At 54.4% G+C, this 22,195-nt stretch carries 19 protein-coding genes, 1 tRNA gene, 3 pseudogenes and 1 riboswitch; of the genes and pseudogenes, 6 read left to right on the top strand and 17 right to left on the bottom strand.

Translation table 11 applies throughout. The features are described 5' to 3' along the window. Positions 1-35: 35 nt before the first annotated feature. The 3 genes from gcvP to gcvT form a co-directional block, all read right to left on the bottom strand. Positions 36-2,879 carry an aminomethyl-transferring glycine dehydrogenase gene (gene gcvP / locus TR2A62_RS16325; protein WP_009158055.1) on the bottom strand — a complete coding sequence of 948 codons (2,844 nt, stop codon included), beginning with the start codon at positions 2,877-2,879 and terminating at the stop codon, positions 36-38. Positions 2,880-2,960: 81 nt separating this feature from the next. Then, positions 2,961-3,320 carry a glycine cleavage system protein GcvH gene (gene gcvH / locus TR2A62_RS16320; RefSeq protein WP_009159116.1) on the bottom strand — a complete coding sequence of 120 codons (360 nt, stop codon included), beginning with the start codon at positions 3,318-3,320 and terminating at the stop codon, positions 2,961-2,963. 21 nt (positions 3,321-3,341) lie between these two features. After that, on the bottom strand, positions 3,342-4,445 hold the full coding sequence (gene gcvT, locus TR2A62_RS16315; RefSeq protein ID WP_009160174.1) for a glycine cleavage system aminomethyltransferase GcvT: 1,104 nt from the start codon (positions 4,443-4,445) through the stop codon (positions 3,342-3,344). A 131-nt stretch (positions 4,446-4,576) separates the two neighbouring features. Next, a riboswitch (glycine riboswitch) is annotated at positions 4,577-4,666 on the bottom strand. Between the two features lie 113 nt (positions 4,667-4,779). Between gcvT and TR2A62_RS16310 the strand changes: the two genes are divergently transcribed. From TR2A62_RS16310 to TR2A62_RS16295, 4 genes are all read left to right on the top strand, one after another. Continuing rightward, on the top strand, positions 4,780-5,427 hold the full coding sequence (locus tag TR2A62_RS16310; RefSeq protein ID WP_009157437.1) for a 1-acyl-sn-glycerol-3-phosphate acyltransferase: 648 nt from the start codon (positions 4,780-4,782) through the stop codon (positions 5,425-5,427). After that, complete coding sequence (locus TR2A62_RS16305; protein ID WP_009158229.1) at positions 5,427-6,365, top strand: phosphatidate cytidylyltransferase; 939 nt, start codon at positions 5,427-5,429, stop codon at positions 6,363-6,365. The genes TR2A62_RS16310 and TR2A62_RS16305 overlap by 1 nt, the downstream gene beginning before the upstream one ends. Before the next feature lie 110 nt (positions 6,366-6,475). Continuing rightward, entirely contained in the window at positions 6,476-7,033 is a 558-nt protein-coding gene (locus tag TR2A62_RS16300) for a Hint domain-containing protein (protein ID WP_009159544.1), read from the top strand. A 101-nt stretch (positions 7,034-7,134) separates the two neighbouring features. Next, complete coding sequence (locus TR2A62_RS16295; protein WP_009157878.1) at positions 7,135-7,755, top strand: TetR family transcriptional regulator C-terminal domain-containing protein; 621 nt, start codon at positions 7,135-7,137, stop codon at positions 7,753-7,755. Here the strand turns inward: TR2A62_RS16295 and TR2A62_RS19255 are convergent. The 5 genes from TR2A62_RS19255 to TR2A62_RS16275 all read right to left on the bottom strand — a co-directional run bounded on the left by TR2A62_RS19255 (position 7,713) and on the right by TR2A62_RS16275 (position 13,654). Further along, positions 7,713-8,642 carry a DUF4166 domain-containing protein gene (locus TR2A62_RS19255; protein ID WP_009160293.1) on the bottom strand — a complete coding sequence of 310 codons (930 nt, stop codon included), beginning with the start codon at positions 8,640-8,642 and terminating at the stop codon, positions 7,713-7,715. The genes TR2A62_RS16295 and TR2A62_RS19255 overlap by 43 nt on opposite strands. An 18-nt stretch (positions 8,643-8,660) precedes the next feature. Next, positions 8,661-9,317: an NAD(P)-binding domain-containing protein gene (locus tag TR2A62_RS19250; RefSeq protein WP_009158710.1), complete on the bottom strand. Its 657-nt coding sequence runs from the start codon at positions 9,315-9,317 to the stop codon at positions 8,661-8,663. A 4-nt stretch (positions 9,318-9,321) separates the two neighbouring features. Next, the gene (locus TR2A62_RS16285) at positions 9,322-9,690 is read right to left on the bottom strand and encodes a DUF393 domain-containing protein (protein ID WP_009157872.1); all 369 of its coding nucleotides are present in this window, start codon (positions 9,688-9,690) and stop codon (positions 9,322-9,324) included. Between the two features lie 167 nt (positions 9,691-9,857). After that, positions 9,858-11,732: an acyl-CoA synthetase gene (locus tag TR2A62_RS16280; RefSeq protein WP_009159068.1), complete on the bottom strand. Its 1,875-nt coding sequence runs from the start codon at positions 11,730-11,732 to the stop codon at positions 9,858-9,860. Positions 11,733-11,836: 104 nt separating this feature from the next. Further along, complete coding sequence (locus TR2A62_RS16275) at positions 11,837-13,654, bottom strand: ABC transporter transmembrane domain-containing protein (protein WP_009157672.1); 1,818 nt, start codon at positions 13,652-13,654, stop codon at positions 11,837-11,839. Between the two features lie 294 nt (positions 13,655-13,948). Here TR2A62_RS16275 and TR2A62_RS16270 point away from each other — a divergent pair, with 294 nt between their 5' ends. Next, positions 13,949-14,344, top strand: coding sequence for a hypothetical protein (locus TR2A62_RS16270; protein WP_009158208.1), 396 nt, complete (start codon positions 13,949-13,951; stop codon positions 14,342-14,344). Between the two features lie 28 nt (positions 14,345-14,372). Here TR2A62_RS16270 and TR2A62_RS17775 read toward each other — a convergent pair. The 6 genes and pseudogenes from TR2A62_RS17775 to TR2A62_RS16235 form a co-directional block, all read right to left on the bottom strand. Then, positions 14,373-15,304: pseudogene (locus TR2A62_RS17775) on the bottom strand (IS5 family transposase). Between the two features lie 206 nt (positions 15,305-15,510). After that, positions 15,511-16,467: a hypothetical protein gene (locus TR2A62_RS16255; protein WP_223296131.1), complete on the bottom strand. Its 957-nt coding sequence runs from the start codon at positions 16,465-16,467 to the stop codon at positions 15,511-15,513. A gap of 84 nt (positions 16,468-16,551) precedes the next feature. Next, positions 16,552-16,842 (bottom strand): annotated as a pseudogene (locus tag TR2A62_RS16250) (integrase core domain-containing protein); the annotation flags it as partial. Further along, positions 16,842-17,108: pseudogene (locus tag TR2A62_RS19245) on the bottom strand (transposase); the annotation flags it as partial. The pseudogenes TR2A62_RS19245 and TR2A62_RS16250, both read right to left, overlap by 1 nt. 301 nt (positions 17,109-17,409) lie before the next feature. After that, positions 17,410-17,709, bottom strand: a complete 300-nt coding sequence (locus TR2A62_RS16240; RefSeq protein ID WP_009159705.1) for a hypothetical protein — start codon at positions 17,707-17,709, stop codon at positions 17,410-17,412. 256 nt (positions 17,710-17,965) lie between these two features. Continuing rightward, positions 17,966-19,183, bottom strand: coding sequence for a hypothetical protein (locus tag TR2A62_RS16235; protein ID WP_150103520.1), 1,218 nt, complete (start codon positions 19,181-19,183; stop codon positions 17,966-17,968). Positions 19,184-19,518: 335 nt separating this feature from the next. On the opposite strand from TR2A62_RS16235, the gene TR2A62_RS16230 reads away from it, so the two are divergent. After that, on the top strand, positions 19,519-20,355 hold the full coding sequence (locus TR2A62_RS16230) for an FkbM family methyltransferase (RefSeq protein ID WP_009157654.1): 837 nt from the start codon (positions 19,519-19,521) through the stop codon (positions 20,353-20,355). Between the two features lie 78 nt (positions 20,356-20,433). Here TR2A62_RS16230 and TR2A62_RS18850 read toward each other — a convergent pair whose 3' ends face one another. The 3 genes from TR2A62_RS18850 to TR2A62_RS16220 form a co-directional block, all read right to left on the bottom strand. Next, positions 20,434-20,583, bottom strand: a complete 150-nt coding sequence (locus tag TR2A62_RS18850; RefSeq protein ID WP_009160243.1) for a hypothetical protein — start codon at positions 20,581-20,583, stop codon at positions 20,434-20,436. Between the two features lie 277 nt (positions 20,584-20,860). Further along, positions 20,861-20,934, bottom strand: a tRNA-Gly gene (locus TR2A62_RS16225). Between the two features lie 58 nt (positions 20,935-20,992). Next, positions 20,993-22,075: an alcohol dehydrogenase family protein gene (locus TR2A62_RS16220; protein WP_009160844.1), complete on the bottom strand. Its 1,083-nt coding sequence runs from the start codon at positions 22,073-22,075 to the stop codon at positions 20,993-20,995. Positions 22,076-22,195: the final 120 nt, after the last annotated feature.

The raw sequence follows: 22,195 nt of genomic DNA, 5'->3' as shown, positions 1-22,195 counted from the left end.
CCCCCTCGCGATGCCGAAAGGCAGCGCAAATGCTATTACTCAGCAGCGTCGAGATATTCCTCTAGCGGCGGACATGTGCAGATCAGGTTGCGGTCGCCAAACACGTTGTCCACGCGGTTCACCGGTGGCCAGTATTTATCGACGCGGAACGAACCGGGAGGAAAACACGCAGCCTCGCGGCTGTAGGGGCGATCCCAATCGCTGACCAAGTCCACAGTTGTGTGTGGGGCGTGGCGCAGCGGGCTCCGCTCTGCTGACATTTCGCCATTTTCCACCGCTGTGATCTCTTCGCGGATGCAAAGCATCGCGTTGATAAAGCGGTCGAGCTCGGCCTTGGTTTCAGACTCTGTCGGTTCAACCATCAACGTGCCAGAAACGGGCCAGCTCATGGTCGGCGCGTGAAAGCCGTGGTCGATGAGACGCTTGGCAATGTCATCCACTGTCACGCCTGCCTCGGCAAAGGGACGCGTGTCGAGAATGCATTCATGCGCCACGTGGCCGTTTGTGCCGCGATAGAGAACAGGAAACGCGTCTTCGAGCCGCTTGGCGATGTAGTTGGCATTTAGGATCGCCACTTTGGTCGCTTGGGTCAGGCCTGCGCCACCCATCATCAGGACATAGGCCCATGAGATCGGCAGGATAGACGGCGAGCCATAAGGTGCTGCACTAACAGGTCCCTCTTCGCCACCCGTTTCAGGGTGACCCGGCAGGAACGGCTCAAGGTGCGCCTTGACCCCGATTGGACCCATGCCGGGACCACCGCCGCCGTGCGGAATGCAGAACGTCTTGTGCAGGTTCAGGTGGCTGACGTCCGAGCCGATCTCGCCCGGTTTTGACAGGCCGACCATCGCGTTGAGGTTCGCGCCGTCAAGATAGACCTGACCACCAAACTCGTGGGTGATGTCGCAGACCTCGCGCACGGTTTCCTCGAACACACCGTGGGTCGATGGGTATGTGATCATGCAGGCGGCGAGCTTGTTACCCGCTGCTTCGGCCTTGGCGCGGAAGTCGGCCACGTCAATGTCGCCGCGTTCGGTGCAGCCGACAACCACAACCGACATGCCGCACATTTGTGCCGAGGCTGGATTGGTGCCGTGAGCGTTTACAGGGATCAGACAGATGTCACGATCCTCGCCCCGCGCGCGGTGGTACGCAGCGATGGTCAAAAGGCCAGCGTATTCACCTTGGGCGCCAGAGTTGGGCTGCATGCTCATGGCATCGTAGCCCGTGATGGTGCAGAGCTTCTCGCTTAGATCAGTAACAAGTTCGTGGTAGCCCGCCGCTTGGTCGGTGGGCACAAACGGGTGGATCATCGAGAAGTCGCGCCAGCTGACTGGCATCATTTCTGCGGCCGAGTTCAGCTTCATTGTGCAAGATCCAAGCGGGATCATCGCGCGATCAAGTGCGAGGTCGCGATCTGAAAGACGACGCATATAGCGCATCATTTCCGTCTCGGCGCGGTTCATGTGGAACACCGGATGGGTCAGGTATTCGGTTGTGCGGATCAGTGCATCAGGCACGTGGTATTCTGGCGAAAACTCGCGGTCACGACGGTGGATGCCAAAGGCCTTCCAAACTTGCTCGACCGTCTTGGGACGGCTGTATTCATCAAGAGTGATGCCAACTTTGGTTGTTCCGACACGGCGCAGGTTGATGCCGTTTGCGACAGCGGCGTCCATGACGACCGTTTGCATCGCGCCGACCTCAACGGTGATCGTGTCAAAGAAGCTGTCGGGCTGCACGTCAAAGCCAGCTTCGGTCAGGCCTTTGGCCATGCGAACGGTTTTGCGGTGGATACGCTGGGCAATTGCCTTGAGCCCTTCTGGCCCGTGGAACACCGCGTAAAAAGACGCCATAACCGCGAGCAATGCTTGGGCCGTACAAACGTTCGACGTCGCCTTTTCGCGGCGGATGTGCTGTTCGCGGGTTTGCAGTGAAAGACGGTAGGCTTTGTTGCCAGCGGCATCGACAGAGACGCCTACAATACGGCCCGGAAGGTTGCGTTTATACGCGTCTTTACAGGCGAGATAGGCCGCGTGTGGACCGCCATAGCCAACTGGCACGCCAAAGCGCTGGGTCGAGCCCACCGCGATGTCAGCGTCCATTGCACCCGGCTCTTTGAGCAGTGTCAGAGCCAGCGGGTCTGCAGCGATGATACCAATAGCCTTGTTTGCGTGGAGATCCGCAATTGGATCGGTAAAATCGTGCAGGCCGCCATAGGTTCCAGGGTACTGGAAAATCGCACCGAACACGGCGCTGGCGTCTAGATCTTCGGGGGCGCCCACGATGATTTCGATGTCGAGCGGCGCGGCGCGGGTTTTCATCACCGCAATGTTCTGCGGGTGGCAGTTTTCATCGACAAAGAATGCGTTTGCTTTGGTCTTGGACACCCGCTGGGCCATGACCATCGCCTCGGCGCAAGAGGTGGCTTCGTCCAGCAGGGACGCGTTGGCGACAGCCAAACCAGTGAGATCTGTGATCATGGTTTGAAAGTTCAACAGCGCCTCAAGGCGGCCTTGGGAAATCTCGGGCTGGTACGGGGTGTAGGCGGTGTACCACGCAGGGTTTTCCAGCACGTTGCGCTGGATCACAGGCGGCGTCACGGTGCCGTGGTAGCCTTGCCCGATGAGCGATGTCAGTACTTTATTCTTGGACGCTGTCTTGCGCATGTGGTGCAGCAGTTCGCGTTCGGATTTGGCTTTGCCAAAATCAAGCGGCTCGGACTGACGGATACTGGCCGGAACCGTTTCCTCGATCAATTGGTCGAGGCTGTCGACACCCAGAACAGCCAACATCTCGGCCATTTCAGAGGGGGACGGGCCAATGTGGCGGCGGTTGGCAAAATCGTAAGGCAGGTATTCGGTAGGTGTAAAAGACATAACAACTCCTGTCGCTGGGGGACCCTGCGGTGTTTGATCTGAGTGTGTGCCCCCGCGCTGGTGTGCGGGGGGAAATACGAGTTAGCCGATGAACGCTTTGTAAGCGGCTTCGTCCATCAGGCCGTCCATTTCGGACATGTCGGCCAACTTCATTTTGAAGAACCATGCATCACCCAGCGGGTCTTCGTTGACTAGGCTGGGGTTGTCTTCGAGAGCACTGTTCACTTCTGTGATTTCACCATCAAGAGGGGCGAGAATGTCAGAGGCGGCTTTGACGCTTTCGATCACCACGACTTCTTCGTCTTTGCTGACTTCGATGCCCGCATCTGGCAGTTCGACAAAAACCACGTCACCCAATTGGGTCGAGGCGTGCTCGGTGATGCCAACGAGTACTTCGTCACCTTCGACGCGCAGCCATTCGTGCTCTTCTGTAAATTTCATTTTGGGTCCCTTTTCTGTTAGCTATCGTTTGTAAGTGGCCGCACGGAACGGCATGTCAGTGACAACCGCAGGGAGCATTTTGCCCCGAACGTTGCCAAAAATTTCAGTACCTGTGGCGGCGTGAGCGGTGTCGACATAGGCCATCGCCATCGGGCGTTCGATCGTCGGGCCAAATGCGCCTGAGGTCACAGTACCAATCTGGGTGCCGTCGGCATCATGCAGCGTGACGCCAGCCCGCATAGGAGCGCGGCCTTCTGGCAGCAGACCAATGCGTTTGCGTGCGGCACCGTTTTCAAGCTGAGGCAGGATGACATCTGCACCGGGGAAGCCGCCAGCGCGGTCACCACCAGTGCGGCGGATTTTCTGGATGGCCCAGTTCAAGTCAGCCTCGACCGGCGTGGTCGTCGTATCCAGATCAGATCCGTAGAGACACAGACCCGCCTCGAGCCGCAGGCTATCACGAGCGCCAAGGCCAATTGGGGCCACGTCGTCGAGCGCTAGCAGCGCGCAGGCAAAGTCGGTCGCATGGGCGTTGTCGACGGAAATTTCGTAGCCGTCTTCGCCCGAGTAGCCCGAGCGCGAGACCCAAAGGTCGCCGTAGTCGCTGGGGTAGATGCCAACATCCATGAATTTCATCGCGGCTACTTGGGGGGCGATGGTTGCAAAAGCGGCCTCGGATGCAGGACCCTGAAGGGCTAGCAGCGAACGGTCGATCACCTCTAGATCAACACCTGTCAGGTTGGCCTGCATGTGGGCCACGTCGGCGTCTTTGCACGCCGCATTGACTACCAAAAAAAGGTGGTCGCCACGATTGGCGATCATCAAGTCATCAAGAATGCCGCCTGCATCATTGGTAAACAGGCCATAGCGCTGGCGCCCTTCGGCGAGACCTACGACATTCACAGGAACGATTGTTTCGAGAGTGGCGGCTGGATCTGCGCCACGCAAGATCACCTGCCCCATGTGGCTGACATCAAAGAGGCCCGCGCGGGTGCGCGTCCAATTGTGTTCACCCATCACACCAATCGGATACTGAACCGGCATATCATAGCCTGCGAACGGCACCATTTTGCCACCCAGCTCCACGTGAAGATCGAATAGCCCCGTGCGTTTTAGATCGCTCATCTTTTCCCTCCGGACCGGCGAGACGCGCGGCACCACTGTGGGTCGTGTGACCCGTGATGCCCCCTCTGTCCGTGTGCCTGAGATCGCTATCCCTTCGGCGGGTGCTTGAGGCACCACTCTCCAGAGTCTTTGTTACCAGAACGGTCCTGAGGCCTGAGAGTTTACCGGGGCGGTTGCTCCTTCGGCACGGGGACGAATCCCCGTTCTCCCGTTCTGGTATTCACAGGCATACAAAGGGATTCCAAATCTGCCAAGTGAAAATTTCCGATAGGAAACATGAGCTTTGTTCATGCCCGCTTGCCCCGACGCCGCGTCCTGCGCATAGTGGCGTGGTATGACACGATTTTTTGGACAAATTCTGGGGGCGTCTGTTGTCCTGTTTGCGCGGTTTATTACGGCAGCGCGGGCCAATTGGGAGGGGGTCGATCCCCTACCCTATAAGAGAGTTTACTATTCAAATCACACTTCAAACGCCGATTTCATCCTGATTTGGGCCTCGCTGCCGCCACTGTTGCGACGCGCGACACGGCCAGTGGCCGGAGCGGATTATTGGCTAAAGTCATGGATCCGCGCCTTTATCGCGCGACATTCGATTAACGCAGTTTTGATCGACCGGCGGGCCGAACACCGTGACCGTGACCCAATCGAGCAAATGGCCGAAGCGTTGGACGAAGGATCATCATTGATCATTTTTCCCGAGGGCGGACGCAATCGTACGACCGATCCATTGCTGCCGTTCAAGGCGGGTCTCTTTAATCTGGCAAAGGAACGACCCGACGTTGATTTGGTGCCTGTCTGGCTGGAAAATTTGAATACCGTGATGCCCGCAGGAGAAATCATTCCGATCCCGTTGATCTGCACCGTAACCTTTGGCGCGCCCATCCATGTGGGCGACAACGAGGACAACGATGTGTTTCTAGCGCGGGCTGCTGATGCTCTGGCCGCGCTGCAACCCGCGTCGGCACAGCAGGAGGACGGGTGATGTACGGTGACCTGATGACCCTACTGTGGGGCGCATTCGGCGTGCTGGTCGCGACCACGGCCTTGGGCCAAGCGCTAACCTTTGTTGTGCCAGGTGGTAGCAACGATATCGTGCTGGGCAATTTCAACGCACGCGTGCTCGCGTGGTGGTCAATGACCATAGTCATCGGATTGGCCAGCCTGATTGGCCAAGGCGCGATCATCTTCCTGTTTGGCTTTTTATCCTTTGCCGCGTTGCGCGAATTCCTAACGCTGACAACGAAACACCGTTCGGATCACCTCAGCCTCGCGGCGGCCTTTTTCGTCGTGTTGCCCGCACAGTACTACCTGATCTGGATCGGGTGGTATGGGCTCTATTCTATTTTCGTGCCGGTCTATGTCTTCTTGATGCTGCCTATGATTTCGGCGCTGCGTGGGCGGCCCGAGAACTTTCTCATTCGTATTGCCGAAACGCAGTGGGCGCTGATGATCGCCGTTTTCTGCATCAGTCACATCCCCGCCCTGCTGAACCTCGACATTCTTGGTTTTGAAGGGCGCAATATCCTATTGATCATCTTTTTGATCGTCGTCGTTCAGGTGTCTGATACCTTGCAATATGTCTGGTCGCACCTTATGGGCGAACACAGGTTGGCCCCGCAAATCAGTTCGGTCAAAACGATCGAAGGGTTGATCGGATCAACAGTTTCAGGTGCACTGGTTGGCTTCTTTCTGTTTTGGATCACGCCCTTTGGCCCCTTGGGTGCCATGGCGATGGCAGCGTTGATTTCACTGCTTGGGTTCTTTGGCAGCTTTGTCATGTCAGCGATCAAACGGGATCGGGGTATTCGCGATTGGGGCCCAATGGTTGTTGGGCATGGCGGGTTTATCGACAGGTTGGATGGCGTGATTTTCGCAGCACCTATCTTCTTTCACTTCACGCGTTTTTGGTGGGCAGCCTAGAGCTGCGCGCCTTAGAGCCGCCCCAGTTCGCCCCGCAATGACCTTAATCCCGTCCACAAAACCTCTGTTTCAAATCGCATTGTTTCCACACCGAAAACGTGGAGGTCGACATGGCAGAGCATTTTTCCCCGCCGCCGATTACGGTGATCCCAACGGGTTTGGGCGGCCTTGCGATTGGCACGTTGATTGAAACCGGCAGCGGTCCCCATCGCGTTGAACATCTGATGCGTGGCGACTTGGTCAAGACGCTGGATAATGGATTTATTCCCCTGCGCGATGTCCGTGTGACAGCCTGTCCTGTGATCGCCAACCGCCCGATCAAAGTGGCCAAAAACGCAATCGCCCCCGGTGTTCCGGCACGCGACACGGTTCTGGCCCCTTCGCACAAATTGTTGCTCACCAACTGGAAGGCGCAAATGTATTTCGGGCAGGATGATGTTCTGGTTCCGGCCAAGTACATGCTGAACGACGACACCATCACATCCGTCGACGCGGTTGGCAGTTACCTACATCTGGCGTTCGATCACACGGCTGTTTTGTTTGCTAATGACATGCCAGTCGAAAGCGCCGATCCGGCCGCGTTGGGCATGCGCGATGCAGGTGGGATCGCCCCATATGAGCGTCCTTGTCTGAACCGTGCCGAAGTTCGTGTTTTACTGGCGGCTTGACCCGCCCGTTTCGACGGGAACTTGATTGACGCCAACGTCAAAATGAAACATTTTGGGATGGTATAGAGTATCCGCCCCTTTTTCATTTTTGATAAGAACTTATGGCAAAACAAACGCGTATTCAGACCAAAAACCAAGCGACCATACTGGACGCCGCGCTAGATGTTTTTTCAACCCATGGATTTCGCGGGTCAACAGTCGATCAGATCGCAAATGCCGCAGGCATGTCCAAGCCGAACCTGCTGTATTATTTCCCGACCAAGGGAGCGATCCACCAACGGCTGTTGTCTGAACTGTTGACCACGTGGTTGGATCCGCTGATTGAAATGAAAGCGGATGGCGATCCGCTGGAAGAAATCATGGGCTATGTGAACCGCAAGCTCGAGATGAGCCGCAAGTTTCCACGCGAAAGCCGTCTGTTTGCCAACGAAATTCTGCAAGGTGCGCCCCGCATTCAAGATGCCCTAAACGGCGAGCTCAAGGCATTGGTTGATGAGAAACGCACCATTATCCAAGACTGGATGGATGCTGGCAAAATCGCACGAGTGCCGGTTTATCACCTGATTTTTTCGATCTGGTCGTTGACCCAACACTATGCGGATTTCGACGTGCAAATCCGCGCCGTTCGCGGGGGGGATGTTGACCCGTTTGATGGATCCGATAGATTTCTGGAACTGCTCTATGAGCGGTTGCTTAGACCTGATGGAACCAGCCAACCCTGATAATGAACGATCGTCTGCCCTGTCACCGGCGCAGAGAGTTTAACATCAAAGTGGAACCGACCGTTTTGCACCGTCTCTAATGCATCGCTTTGCGGTGACAAACGACGCGGGATCGGGATGGGGCCCATATGTGCAGCCCGTACGGGATAGGCGAGGTGTTCGTCCGTCGGAGTGAGCCCAAGCGTGAACGTAAAAAGTCCAAATCGTTCTGTCATTCCGTTCGGTGTTGTCGCGAGATGCGAGACGAACGACTGATGTGCAAAGGTCCGAACCCATGTCTCGCCTGCTGGGGTTGAGGTTTTGAGCACCTCAACCTGCACATCATCGACAGCCTTTGGGAAACGAAATAGCATCGCGATAAGCGTGGGCAGAAAGCCCGGCCCACGGGTGACGGACGCGCGTCCAATCAGGCGGCGGGGCGCGGTGTTTACGTGGCTGTCGCGAACCTCAGCCGGTAGCACGTCAAACGCTGGACCCAAGTGTTTTTCAAACAGCGGGACAATCGGGCTGCTCTGCGTCTCGAAGGTGATGTCTAGATCGCTCATCGCGGCCTCAAAGTCAGCCAGCGGCAGCTCTGCCAAAGCGGGGCGTGCTCCTGCAGTGATCTGATCCGGATTGCGCAAAATCGCGCGGGCGGGCGTCGTTGGAATGTAGGGGCCGTCACCACCCGAGGCCAAGAGCCGCCAGCAGTGGCGCGTTCTGCCGATAGTCACATTGACGACCATACCGCCGACATCCGTACCAAAGCGTTCCAACCAAGTAGCGGCGCGCTGTGCGGCACTGACCATCCAGTTGGAGATCGGAAAGGCCACCCATTGGCGGACCCAACTGAGCGCGGCGAGGCTGCGGTTCATCACCCCAAGCTCTAGCCCCGCACGGAAGGTCACGTTGCGAGCCTTGAAGTGCTATGGGAACAACCGCTGGTCCGGCACTTCGATCATGTAAGCGAGACGCGAAATGCTGTCAGAGATCGCGAAGGTCCCAGGATTTGACCAGCTACGCGTCGGTGTTGGTTGACCGTCGATTGTGGTCGGAAACGGGCGACCCGCCTGCCCCATGATGCTTGCCATTACTGACCAGCCTCGCGGCGCGCGATTTCCTGGCAAAATTGCCCTATCAATTGCGTCGATCGGCGCACCTTGGGCCAACTGGGCGACGACCGCAGAACTGAGCGCCGGAACGCTGGAAACACCGGACAGGGCGAATTTGCCGCGTTGTTTTGCCAGATCGTCCATCTCGGTGATGCCTACGCAGAACGCGGCATCATCGCATAGATCGAGGCAGTGCATGCCAGCCTCTAGCGCCCGCCGGGCTGTGCGATATGGGTCATCTGTGTAGGTTTGGAACGGCCCCGCCGCATCGATCAACACCTCTGCATTTGACAGGTCGGGCCAATCCCCGTCACGGTTGAGCCTTAATGGTTTAGCCCCAAGTTTGGACGCCATTGAACGAGCCTTGGTCAGTGACCGTCCCGCGACCCAAACCTGATGACCATCGCGGGCAAACAAACGGCACAGGCGCGAGCCGAACATGCCGTATCCCCCTATGACGATGACCTTCATTCGATCAACCGTTTCTGAAATGCGGGATCAGGTAAGCCGCACATGTCCCCACGCCCGAACATCCGGTATCGGTTGCGCGCGATAAGCCCGTATAGCGCATCGCGCGCGGGTTTTGGCAGGATGCAAAGGATTTGAAGGCGTAGCCGACCCCACCACAGCGCGCACCAATCCAGATCATCGCGTCAAAGTCAAAGGACGCATGACCCGCTTCGAGAAATATCCAACTGTCGGGGTCATCCAGCGCCATGTCGTAGTGGGCCAGCACCGCCTGACCGGTTTGCGATTGCACGGGGCAAATTCGGACTTGGCCTGTTCGATCCAACCGGTGGATCATCCGAGCGCCAAAGCTGCACAACGCGCAATCGCGATCCATAAAGGCAATCGGAGCATCAGGGAGATCAGCAGGCAGGGGCGTAATGGCACCGTTGTCGTTCTATGCTCAATGTAGGCTGTGCCCGACCCATTTGCGAGGTCCAATAACGACGCAGGCCCGCCTCTGGGTCAGAGACGGGCCCGTGTTTTTAGCATCAAAGGTTTGGATCAGTCGGCCCATTCCCATGGCGGTGTAAAGTTGCCCAGAAGATCGGTGATTTTCGCGGCGTCTGCGTCACCAACTTTGCTGATCTGCGCAACGAGACCACGCTTTTTGTCTTCGAGTACGCCGACGACTTCGTTCGGCAGACCTGCATCGGCAAGCGTTTTGCCAAAGATACGTGTGATTGCGCTTTTGCGCAGCGCAGGCTTAAAGATTTTGCCGACCGCCGTTTTCGGCAGTTCGTCGAGAATTTCGACATACTTGGGATGTGCGGCACGCTCGTGGACGTGCTCTTTGGCATAGGCCATGATCGCATCCGTTGTCGTGGTCGCGCCGTCAACAAGCTCGACATAGACGCAAGGCACTTCGCCTGCATGTGCGTCGGGCTGGCCAATCGCACCGGCAAAGGCCACGTCGCGGTGACCGGCAAGTGCTTCTTCGATTTCGGCAGGATCAATGTTGTGTCCGCCACGAATGATCAGGTCCTTGGCACGACCGGTGATCCAGAGATACCCGTCCCCATCGATGCGACCCAAGTCGCCCGTGCGCAGGTGGTCGCCATAGTGGAGATCAGCGTTCTTGGCGGCTTCTGTATATGTGTCGCCAGGGCTCACGCCCGGGTTCGAAACACAAATCTCGCCAATCTCGTCTGTGGCACAGTCCATATTGGTGTCGGTCGAGACGATCCGCACATTACAGTATGGGAATGGCACACCGATCGAGCCTACCTTTTTCTCGCCTTCAACTGGGTTGATCGACACAAGGCAGGTCGCCTCGGTCAGGCCGTAGCCCTCGATGATGGTGACGCCAGCGGCAGATTCGAAACGTTTGTAGAGCTCGAGCGGCAAAGGCGCCGAGCCACAGAACGCAATGTTGAGCGTTGAGATATCTGCGTCCACTGGGCGCTGCATCAATGCTGACATGGCCGTCGGGACGGTGATCATGAAGGACGCCTGATAGCGTTCAATCAGCTTCCAGAAGTTGTCGAACACGCCGTCACCACGGTAGCCTTGCGGTGTTGGGAACACGATATGGGCGCCTGATGACAAGGCCGATCCCATCGCCACGATCGCGGCAAAGACGTGGAACATCGGCAGTGGCACCATCAAGCAGTCGTTTTCATCAAACAACAATTTGTTGCCGAGCCAACCGTTGTAGATGATGCCGGAATAGCGGTGCTGCGCGACCTTGGGCATGCCCGTGGTGCCGCCCGTGTGGAAATAGGCCGCAACGCGGTCTTCGGTGCTATCCTCGAACGAAAGCGTGGTCGGCTGTTTGGCGATCTCGGCGTTAAAGCTGGCCACGCGCGCGCTATGCGTCACGGGATTTTTAGGACGGATCAGCGGCACGATCAGTTTCTTGACGCCTGTCAGATAGCGGTGCAGATCAACTTCGAGCACGTGCTGGACATTCGGGGCGAGAGCTACAGCCTCGGCCACCTTTTGCGGCACATCCGATTTCGGGAACGCGCGCAGGGTGATGACAACCTTTGCCCCTGTTTCCTTGAGGATTGCGCCGATCTGTTCCGCGTCCAACAAGGGGTTGATCGGGTTCACAATACCCGCTGTTTGACCGCCCAGATATGTCACGACGGCTTCGTTACAGCATGGCAGGATATAAGCGACCACATCGTTTTCGCCGACACCTAAACTGCGGAACAGGTTGGCGGCTTGCGCCGTCTTGGCGTGAAGTTCGGCCCATTTGAACGTCTCGGCCTTGGCACCATCATCCGAGAACAGCTGGAACGTGACAGCACTGCGGTCTGGAAACTTGCCCGCAGTGTTGCTCAGCATTTGGAATGTGGTGACAGGCAGATCGCGATCTGCCCAAGTGGATTCGGCTTCGATTGCCTGAACATCGGCTATTGACGCAAACGCCATGGTTATATCCTCCCTAAAGCCAGTTTTCTGGCCCATTTTCTTTTCCCTGACACAACTGTCAGCAAAACAGGGGATATGCGCAAGCCTGACGCTGCGAAAAATGCCTATTCGGCGGCCGCGTCCCATTGACCAGAGGTGAATTGCAGCCGTGCGAGACGCGCATAAAGGCCGTCTTGGGCCACAAGTTCATCGTGGGTTCCGGTCGCGACGATGCGGCCACCTTCAAACACGACAATGCGGTCGGCCTGTTTCACTGTAGCCAGTCGGTGGGCGACGATCAAAGTCGTCCGATCCGCCGAGAGTGCTTCGACCGCGCGTTGAACCAGCTGTTCGGATTCCGCATCAAGCGCGCTGGTGGCTTCATCCAGCAACAAGACTGGCGCATCACGCAGAATGGCGCGGGCGATTGCGATACGTTGTTTTTGCCCACCTGACAGCATCACGCCACGCTCGCCCACATAGCTGTCATAGCCATCTGGCAGGGCAGTCAGAAAATCATGCGCCGCAGCAGCACGTGCGGCCTGTTCGACCTCGGCATCGCTGGCATCGGGGCGGCCAAAGCGGATGTTTTCGCGGGCCGTGTCAGCAAAGATCACCGGATCTTGGGAGACCAAGGCCATGTGTTTGCGGAAATCAGCACGCGCCATATCCGTCAGCGGAACACCATCGAGCGTAATTTTGCCGGACTGCGGGTCATAGAACCGCAAGAGCAATTGGATGATGGTCGTCTTGCCCGCGCCAGACGGCCCAACAAGAGCAACTGTTTCACCGGCTTTGACCGTCAGAGACACAGTATCAAGCGCCGTGATAGAGGGTCGCGATGGATAGGCAAAGCTGACGTCTTCAAAGGAGATATCGCCGTGGACAGTCGCAGGTAGCAACGCGGGTTGGGTGGGGTCATTGACGTTGTCTTGGGCATTCAAGAGCTCGACCAGACGTTCGGTTGCACCGGCAGCACGTTGTAATTCGCCCCACACTTCGGTCAAGGCAGCAACACCGCCCGCAACCATAACAGCGTAAATCACGAATTGGACCAATTCGCCGACGGTCATCGCCTCGACGCGGACATCGCGCGCGCCGATCCATAGAACACCAACAATGCCGGCAAAGATCAGGAAGATTACAATCGCGGTCATCACAGCGCGAGTGCCGATACGTTTGAGCGCCGCGACAAAACTCTTTTCCGTGACATAGGCAAAGGTTCCACGGCTGGGCGTCTCGTGGGTAAAGGCTTGGACAGTTTGCACCGACAGCAACGCTTCGGACGCATTGGCCGAACTAGACGCGATCCAGTCTTGGTTCTCACGGCTCAGCACGCGTAGGCGGCGGCCCAGCACCATGATCGGGATCAGAATGGCAGGGACAATCAGCAAAACGAGGCCCGTCAGCTTGGCCGAGGTAAAGAGCATCAGCGCCAAACCCCCAAAGAAGATCAGGACGTTGCGCAGAGCAACCGAGACCGAGCTGCCGATCACACTAAGGATCAGCGTCGTGTCAGTGGTGATGCGGCTTAGAACTTCGCCGGTCATGACCTTTTCAAAAAACGCAGGCGACATGCTGATCATACGGTCAAAGACGGCCATGCGGATGTCTGCAACAACCCGTTCGCCCAACCGTGTCACCAGATAATACCGCATTGCCGTGCCCACAGCGAGCAGGCCTGCAATCGCGATCGCGCCACCAAAATACTGGTCCAGGATCGCGCCCTCACCCACATCAAAATTGTCGACCACACGCCGCACAGCCAATGGCAGGATCAAGCTGATGATGGCAGTTGCGATCAATGCGACCGTCGCCAGCCCGATCATCAACTTGTACGGCAGCATATACGGCAAGAGCCCGCGCAGCGCGCCGATTTCTTTGGACGACGCGCGTTCGTCGTCAGATGCCTTGGGCGGTGTTGGTTTGCTCGTATCGGCCATTAACTTCCGTTCCGTGTCACTCACACTTGGGGACATAAAGCGCCACCTGAGGCAGGACAAGAGACGGCGTGTGGGAAAGACTGGAGCGGGTAGCGGGAACCAAACCAGCCTGTAAGTATTTATTTTTAAACAAACATCTAGGACGCAAAATTCAAAAACAACCTCGTCAGGAACCCCGTAACACCACGAAAAAGAACTGACCGAGCGTCAAAAACTGGCTGCGAATCGTCAAAAACCGACGAATTCTACTGAATCACTCTGGGCATTGTTTTCGCAACAACCAAGGAGACAGTTTTGGACCATACTTTCAGAGAAGAAGACCGTGTTGTGATCGCAGAGTTCCACGGTGTTGGACCGTTTCGAGGAACAGTCATTCAAGCCGATGATGAACAGTTCGAGGTGCTGGTCGATGAGCAAGAAGGCAACAAGCACTTCTGCACTGTGTACTCCGAGAACTTCCGACTGCTGTCGCACGAAGAGACTGAAGAACTCCAGACAATCGAACAAGCTTTCGAAGCAGGGTTCCGTCTAGGTGAGCAACAGGGACGCGATCAAGGGTATGTCGATGGGTGTCGGCGGCATCACACCCGCAATGAAACCAAAAGCAGCTGCGTAAATTCTACGGCTAGACCCATTAAAAATGGGGGGATTACCCAATGGACAGGGCTTTGTTGCACAAATCGGTCTTAGGCCGTTCTTCTCCTTACCCCAGACGGATTTAGCCTTTAGCAACGGTACTTGGTATGCCAAGCGCTGTGAAGGCGTTTAGGATCACAGCGCAGATTTGGATCTCTGCAACCTGCCGATCAAAGTCGCGCGCTGAGAGACGCTGACCGAGTAACTTCACACAATGCATCTTGGCCTCGACACGGCTTCTGCGGTGGTATCCGGTCACCTGTCGCCACAATGCGCGGCCTAGATACTTTGAAGCTCTCACAGCTTCGTTGCGCGCTCTGGCCCCGGGGGGTAGGGCTTCCATAATTTGGCATTCTTGCGCGGCGGTATGACGGCGCGGGCATCTCGGGCAGCAATCGCATCGTGACATTTGCGTGTGTCTTATGCTCCGTCGGCTGTAACGCTGCCGAGTTCTTGCTCCGGTGGGATTTGGTTGAGCAGGTCTGACAGAATGGACGCATCCCCGATACTGCTACTCGTGATCTCGACGGCACGGATCTCCAGCGTTTGCTCATCAATCCCGATATGTATCTTGCACCACAGGCGGCGTTTAGAACCGCCGTGCTTGCGGGCATTCCACTCACCTTCCCCTTCAGCCTTGATACCCGTGCTGTCGATAAGCAGGTGCAATGGTCCTGCCGAGCCACTGTAGGGAATGGCAACGGACAGGGTTCGTTGTCGCCGGCACAGGGTGCTGCAATCTGGGACAGACCAGTCCAACCCAACGAGTTTCAGAAGGCTCGTTACAAACCCTTTGGTCTGTCGCAGGGGCAACCCGAACAGGATCTTGAAGGTCAGACAGGCCTGTACCGCCGCATCGCTATAAGCTTGCTGGCGTCCGCGTCGACCGGACGGTGCAGCCTCCCACACCATCTTCGGGTCAAACCAGATCGAAAGCGATCCTCGCTTCTTCAGTGAAGGGTTATACTCTGCCCAGTTCTGGGACTTGTATGTCGTCGGAGTCCAGCTGCTCATGACCGCCAGCTATCAAGCTGGATTCATGAGATGAATCCCAGATCAAGCCGATTTGTGCGACAAAGCCTCCGGCTACTCATAAACGCCAACTAGCACGCTGGAATCAAGCCGTGAATCCTCGCAAGAGACGATTTCCGAAAAAAAGCCTCACCCTGCTCGCTCCTGACGATTTGTTCTGAAAATACCTCGCGACAAGATCATTATTCTTATTCTTGATGAAACTGGTTATTCATTAATTCAAACATTTCAAATTTCTGCTGTAGCAAAGCCAATAGTCGCAAGAATGCCTGAAGAGTTTCGAATTCAATAATACGAATTTTACTACTTCTAATTTCTGAAATTTTTTGACGCATCAGATTAATGTCAAAATCCACACCTTTTCTTCGGGCCTTTCTAAAATACACAAAGCACCAGTCGTCAATTGAAATATCACTTTCAGCATAAAAATGATCTCGGTCAGGTGCAAGTAGAACTTTCCCTTTAAGATCTTGGAATATTGACTTTGGGATCACTCCTTTACAATAATCCCATGGATTTTTTATCGAATGGGTTGATGCACAATTGATCAAGGGCAGGCGATCAGTTTCGATTGCGTAGAATAGACCATTTTGCGAAATACTTAAGTCCTGCATGCTATCAACTGGTGGGAATCTTGCCACTGGATCATCACTAAATTTTTCCAAACTCTCGATTCCATGGCAAATAAAGGTGTCTGATTGATGAGTTGCAAAAAATTGGACTGTACGAAAAAGGTTTGACGTTCGGCTAACACCTGGGTGACCTTCGACAAAGGCCCTTGCGATAACCTCCTCTAGAAACGTTTTGTTATCCAATTCTTTATAAGCTGCAAAGGCCGCCATAATACCTTCAAAAAGGTTCTTGTTACCACGGTCTAACAGCAATAATCGGATTAATTTTGCGTTATGATGGGAGCCGAACCAATCGGACTTAGTTGGGTGAGATTGCTGAATATTTGAGGGACAGTAGGCACATAAGTAAAAGGTAAATAGATTGCAAAAATCCTTGAAATCGTCATCATTATTTTCGCTCAAGACTGGCCAATAGAAGCTCATCAACTCATTGTAATGAAGAAAGTGTTTGTAGGCTTTAATATAGGGCCTAACCCATTTCTTTAATCTAGACTTGATCATTTTTCTTCTCACTCCCTATCACCTTATAGCTTAAAATAGAAGAATCCTTGATAGTTAGGTAATCCCCCCATTTTTAATGGGATCCAGCCGTAGAGTTCAGGCGGCTGTTTTCAGCTTCATGGCGGGGTTATGCCGCCGATGCCCACATTGGGTCGCTCGTTGTTGTAAGTCCAGAGCCATTCCGTTGCCATCCTCGATGGTTTCAAAGATGTATTGGCTCAACTATTCGCCGCGAACGGTGCGGCTGTAACGCTCGATATAGGCATTCTGCTGGGGCTTGCGGGGCTGAATGTGTTCCAGCCTAACGCTCTGCTTCTCAGCCCATTCCATCAACTTTCCACTGATGTATTCGGGGCCATTATCAACTCGAATGATGTTTGGTTTTCCCTCGCAGCTTTGGTCAATATGAGCTTGTCCAATGTCAGATCGGATATCGCCCGCCGCGGCCGTTGGTTCACCTTCTCAAGCTCCTTCAGACGCTTGAGCTGAGACCGACCCATCCCACCATACAGTTTCCTCTATCGATAGAACGTCTGTTGCGTCACGCCGATCTGACGCACCGCATCCGCTATCGTCATCCCTTGCCCTTGCAGAACTTTAACTTGCTGAAGCTTCGATACTATCTCTTCGGGCTTCTCTCGCTCTCCACCCACCGCTGATCCTCCAGTTTGCGGGACAAAACTATCACAGATGGTGGACCACTTTCAGGGGGCTACTCCACATCTGGAAAGGGCATCTATCGATCCCGTATCTAGAGCGGGTGTGGTGATTGATATTCTGCTGGATATTTTTTGGCTATGAACAAATCCTCTTTGGTCCAATCTCTGTTCGACCAATCCGGTATGTATCGTGTACGTATTGCCTCATCCTGACTTGCATTATTATATTTAAATGCCAGTATCGGGGCATCAGGGGTCAGCTTTTGCACGTATTCACCAAGGCGATGCAAGCCACCTACGTTAAGGTGGCAGCCCGCATCGACGTAAACCAGCACCCCCCCTCGCTCATCTGCGCAAGAGTTTGCAGGGCGGTCTGCGGCTTCCAGCACCAATAGCCGAACCCGCGCACATTATTGTGTATTTTGCTTCCAAAGCGAGACAGGAAGTCGCTGTCCAACATCGTCTCGTCATAGCGTTTGAAATCATCAAATACCCCCATATTCGCAGCCTGCTGCCCGACACGGTCCGCCGCAGGTTGCATGGATTTACTCGCAAACGTCGCACAAAATAGCTGCCTAGCCTTCAAATTGGACATGCTTCCGCCTTATTTCTTCTTCTAGCGATAATACGTTTGGTCAGTAACGCTGATCTGTCTGATTGCGTTAATCCGAGGCATGCATTGCTCGATCAAAACTTCAACCTGCCGCAACTTCACACCCGCCGACGTCTACTTCGGACGCGACAAAGTCATTCTACAACAAAGGGAAAGGATCAAACGAAACGCGCCGCTTGCATCACCGCCAACGCGCCGGGTAATCAAACCAACCAGATGAGACAAACTCTCTCTTAGTTTACGCGGCCTTTGGTGCCAAAAACTCTGACGACGGACAAAATGGGAATTTAGCATAACGGGCGTGCATTGCTATCCGGGCCTGTTGTGTAGCCGCATTATAGGGTGCGGGGTTAGCGGCCATGTCTAAGATCGCCTTGGCAAATTCATCATCAGATGTTGCTTCAATCCCATTTCCGAACGACAGGCATTTTGCCATCGCCATTCCGCGCGTTCGGATAACAGGGAGAGCAGCGTTGACCGCATCAATAATCATGCCTGACCCGCTGGTGGTATATCGATCGAGCTCATAAGGGAGCAGAACGCAATCTAGTCCGCATAAGACACTGTGGAAGTCTTTGCTAGACTGTGCGCCCCAGAGCATTTCGACGTTTGGATAGCCCGGTAAGATTTTTGCACACAACAAAATTTTTAGTGTGATTAGAGTTCTCATCGGCTTCTTTTTAGGCGTTGTTTGGACGACTAGTGTCACTTTTGGTGGCGAATTCATCTTTCGACTTTGGGTGCGAATGGCTCTTACAAAGCTGCGTAGCCGGCGGCTTCCTTTTTCCCGACGCTGGCCGCCCAACATACCAACTCGAAACGATGCGCCACGCAAATTCTCTGATACTCCATCATCTGGCAAGATATTGCACGGTAAGATAAAATCACAGTGGCAGGCTAAGTTGTATTGACTGCGCGCCGCATCTTGCATTTCTTCCGTTTCACACGACAAGTGGATACGGCCATCAAGCTGAAACTTGCGAACAGAATCCCGATGCTCTTCTGACAGCTCATAAAGAGCTCTGAGCACTATAATACGCAAAATAATCTTTGGGCCATCGGTTTTTGCCAGAGTAATCGCTACTCTCAGATCATGAGCAGACGCAGTCGGAACAACTATAACGTCATCACGGGTTGCGCCACTTTCTGACACAATCCGAGCTAGCGTTTGGGCCTCAGACACCGTAAGCGATTCTACATCAGCGATCTCTTTTAATGCGGATGAAGTCTCGAGAACATAATGAACTTTCAAGTGCTCGCGGCGATTGGATGGCAAAGCTGAAGCAGGAAATTGCTTCAAGCCTGACCAAGTCACAACATGAATGTCATCGGCGTTACTAAACGCCGCGATTGACTTGATTTGCCCAGGATGGTGTCCCATTTCGTGGTGAAGATGGCGCTCAACAATTAGCATAACTGACACAGCCAGAATTCCTTTAAAAGATGTTGCGATCACGTCTTGGGTGACATTCGCAATTGGAAGAGTTTACACACGTCAATCATCGGTGTCTTCATTTGTTCTATACTCACTGTTAAAACGGGAAGACTCATCATGATACCCTTTTGGTGTTTTTGTATACCAAAGGATATAAGGCTAGTTGTCATCAATCTACTCGTTTGGAGCTAACTTCTGTGAGCAGCCCCACCTGATTGTTGAATTTGAAAGTTAGTGCATGACTGGCCTTTGGTCCGTCGAGATGGTGGTTTCCGGCGCAGGCGGGCGATAGCCCCATACACTGTGTGGTTTTCTCGAGGCAGGAGTTTGCACATACAAACAGGGAGGAAATAGCAGTGAAGAAGTTGAAGGCCATACTATCGCGACTAAACAACCGTCGAAAACGGAATGCACATGCGGTTCGCAACAATGCACTGATCGCACAAGAAGCGGTGGCAGTGGGGGCCGTACCATGGTCCGAAGTGCAGAAATTCTTTGAGCTCTTTACACCTTACAAAACACAGCATGAGCTGGTACGAATTGGTCCCAACCTAGACGGCGGGTATCTGGTGCCGAACGATCTTGACGGACTGTGTGCAGTGTTTTCTCCGGGTGTATCCGACACGCTGGGATTCGACCTAGAGATGTCCAATCGAGTGAATGCCTGCTATCTCGCAGACGCGTCGATTGAGCCGCCGAAGGGTATGCCTTCTAACATGACGTTCGTGCAAAAATTTTTAGGAATGGAAAACAAAGACAACACCATCACTTTAGACCGATGGGTCAGTGCACATACGCAGCCAGGCGATGATCTGTTGTTACAAATCGATATAGAAGGAGCTGAATATGACGTTTTTAATACCGTTTCAGATGAAATACTGAACCAGTTTCGCATTATTTTGGTTGAGTTTCACCACTTGGATCAGGTGTTTGACCGTGCACAATTCGACAAAATGTCGACAACGGTGCGCAAGTTGACAGACACCCACGTGTTGTGCCACCTACACGCCAATAACTTTTCCCCTTTATACCAGTTTAAAGGCCGCGATATCCCACCGTTGGTCGAAGCAACTTATCTCCGTAAGGATCGCGTCAGTGGTGCTCTCACGCCTGCACAGGTGCCCCAACTGCTGGATCAACGCAACGTTACTAGATTTGATGATACGCCAACGCCTGCCTTCTGGAAGAGTTGACACGATTCTGCACGCGATGGGCTGCTGCTGATGAATTTTCTGATTTACTCGGTGAGAGTAGACGGCTTTGTTCCACTGTCAAACGAGTGATGACTTCAGAAAATTGTAGAAGAACACCTTGTCAGACACTTCGCGGATGTCCTTCGGGACGTTGCGCTTGAAGCGAAACACACCAAAGGCAGTCCTGAACACGTACTTTGGCAACTTGTCTTGGCTAGTCTTGGACATCTTTCGGCTCCCTTTTCTGACCTTACGGGTACTATGGGAACACTTCCACCGAGGAGTTTGCCAGTTTTTGACGAAGCTTGGTTCGTTTTCGACGCTTTTGACGAACCATGCAGGGACGTTTCTGACGAAATCAACCTTGTGAAGCGATGCTGAGTAGCAGACCTCCGAAAACTCCCCGAAAACCGCAAAGCGCTCCCTAAAGCGTTCCCGTAAAATGACCCCGTATCTGTTATTATAACTGATAATCTATGTTTTTAAGGGAAAATCGAGAGGAAGCTGGAGCGGGTAGCGGGAATCGAACCCGCACCTTAAGCTTGGAAGGCTCTTATGATACCATTTCACCATACCCGCGCTCAGTATGCGCTAGCTATGCCATGCGATTTCAGAGGTCAACAATGGTTTGGCCCGTTCAGGGTGTCACAACGATATTTCCTGTGTGCGTTTTTTCGATAAACGCTGTTTGAGCCGCATGAATATCCTCAAGCGCGTAGGTTGCAGCCAAAACCGGCGCAATCGCACCCTCTTCGATATACGCGATCATATTTGTCATGACCTGTGCAGGAATGACTGTTGAACCCGTAAATGTGAGATCGCGCAAATAGAGCGTCCGCAAATCCAGATCGACCATCGGCCCCGCGATTGCACCAGAACAGGTATAGCGACCACCCCGTTCGATCACATCAATCAACTGAGGCCAGTAGCTACCCCCAACAACATCGGCGACCACGGTGATCTGTACGTCCCCAAGTGCGGCGCGCAAATCATCAGGCGCACGTGGCAGGATCAAATCTGGGTTCAGCTTGGCCACGTCAGCTTGCTTTGCCTCGGACGCCATCGCGACCACACGGGCGCCGCGGCGTTTGGCCAATTGCACCAATGCGCCACCCACGCCACCGGACGCACCTGGCACCAGAACCGTATCCTGTGCCGTAACATTCGCACGGGTCAGCATCCCTTCGGCTGTCGAGTAAGAACAGGAAAATGTCGCAAGTTCTGCATCGGAGAGTGGGCTGTTCACCGCGCGGGCGTTGCGAGAGGGCATGACAGTGTATTCCGCAAATCCACCATCGCATTCTGACCCGAAATAGCCGGTTTTGTTCAGATTTTCGAGATCGTCAGGATCACGCAGCCAGTTATCGGTGATGATACGTTCGCCAATCCGTGCGGGGTCAACATCCACACCAACAGCCACGATTTCGCCGCACACATCGGCGCCTTGGATACGCGGAAAACTAATCGGGGCTGCACCCCATGTCGGGTCTTCATCATTAACCGTGTTGTAGGCGCCGCCAGTTGTCGCCTCGGTCACGGCCTTGGAATACCAACCCGAACGCGTGTTGACGTCCGTGTTGTTCAAACCGCACGCACCGACACGTACTAACACTTGGTCAGGTGCAGGCTCTGGGCGCAGCCAATCTGTGTGCAGCACCATCTGGTCGATTTCTCCGTGGCCCATCGTCACCATAGCGCGCATTGTATCAGGCAGTGTCATCAGGCGTCTCCACATAGGTTTGTTCGTTTGAGTGTGACGAGACCACATCGCGTGCGGGCGATCTAGGTCGAAATCAGCAACTGACGTTGGGAGCAATTGTTCTGGACAGGTGCCAGCGCG

This window comes from Thalassobium sp. R2A62 (assembly GCF_000161835.1).
Lineage (GTDB): Bacteria > Pseudomonadota > Alphaproteobacteria > Rhodobacterales > Rhodobacteraceae > Thalassobium.
Note: the sequence above shows the minus strand (reverse complement) of the source record. Positions and strands in the feature narration are given on the sequence as shown.

Bases quoted from the DNA above. Each gene is read 5' to 3' on its own strand.
- TR2A62_RS16220 (WP_009160844.1), bottom strand. From the start codon at position 22,075: ATGACACTGCCTGATACAATGCGCGCTATGGTGACGATGGGCCACGGA.
- gcvP (WP_009158055.1), bottom strand. From the start codon at position 2,879: ATGTCTTTTACACCTACCGAATACCTGCCTTACGATTTTGCCAACCGC.
- gcvT (WP_009160174.1), bottom strand. From the start codon at position 4,445: ATGAGCGATCTAAAACGCACGGGGCTATTCGATCTTCACGTGGAGCTG.
- TR2A62_RS16310 (WP_009157437.1), top strand. From the start codon at position 4,780: ATGACACGATTTTTTGGACAAATTCTGGGGGCGTCTGTTGTCCTGTTT.
- TR2A62_RS16280 (WP_009159068.1), bottom strand. From the start codon at position 11,732: ATGGCGTTTGCGTCAATAGCCGATGTTCAGGCAATCGAAGCCGAATCC.
- TR2A62_RS16275 (WP_009157672.1), bottom strand. From the start codon at position 13,654: ATGGCCGATACGAGCAAACCAACACCGCCCAAGGCATCTGACGACGAA.
- TR2A62_RS18850 (WP_009160243.1), bottom strand. From the start codon at position 20,583: ATGTCCAAGACTAGCCAAGACAAGTTGCCAAAGTACGTGTTCAGGACT.
- TR2A62_RS16305 (WP_009158229.1), top strand. From the start codon at position 5,427: ATGTACGGTGACCTGATGACCCTACTGTGGGGCGCATTCGGCGTGCTG.
- gcvH (WP_009159116.1), bottom strand. From the start codon at position 3,320: ATGAAATTTACAGAAGAGCACGAATGGCTGCGCGTCGAAGGTGACGAA.
- TR2A62_RS16240 (WP_009159705.1), bottom strand. From the start codon at position 17,709: ATGTCCAATTTGAAGGCTAGGCAGCTATTTTGTGCGACGTTTGCGAGT.
- TR2A62_RS16285 (WP_009157872.1), bottom strand. From the start codon at position 9,690: ATGGATCGCGATTGCGCGTTGTGCAGCTTTGGCGCTCGGATGATCCAC.
- TR2A62_RS16300 (WP_009159544.1), top strand. From the start codon at position 6,476: ATGGCAGAGCATTTTTCCCCGCCGCCGATTACGGTGATCCCAACGGGT.
- TR2A62_RS19250 (WP_009158710.1), bottom strand. From the start codon at position 9,317: ATGAAGGTCATCGTCATAGGGGGATACGGCATGTTCGGCTCGCGCCTG.
- TR2A62_RS16295 (WP_009157878.1), top strand. From the start codon at position 7,135: ATGGCAAAACAAACGCGTATTCAGACCAAAAACCAAGCGACCATACTG.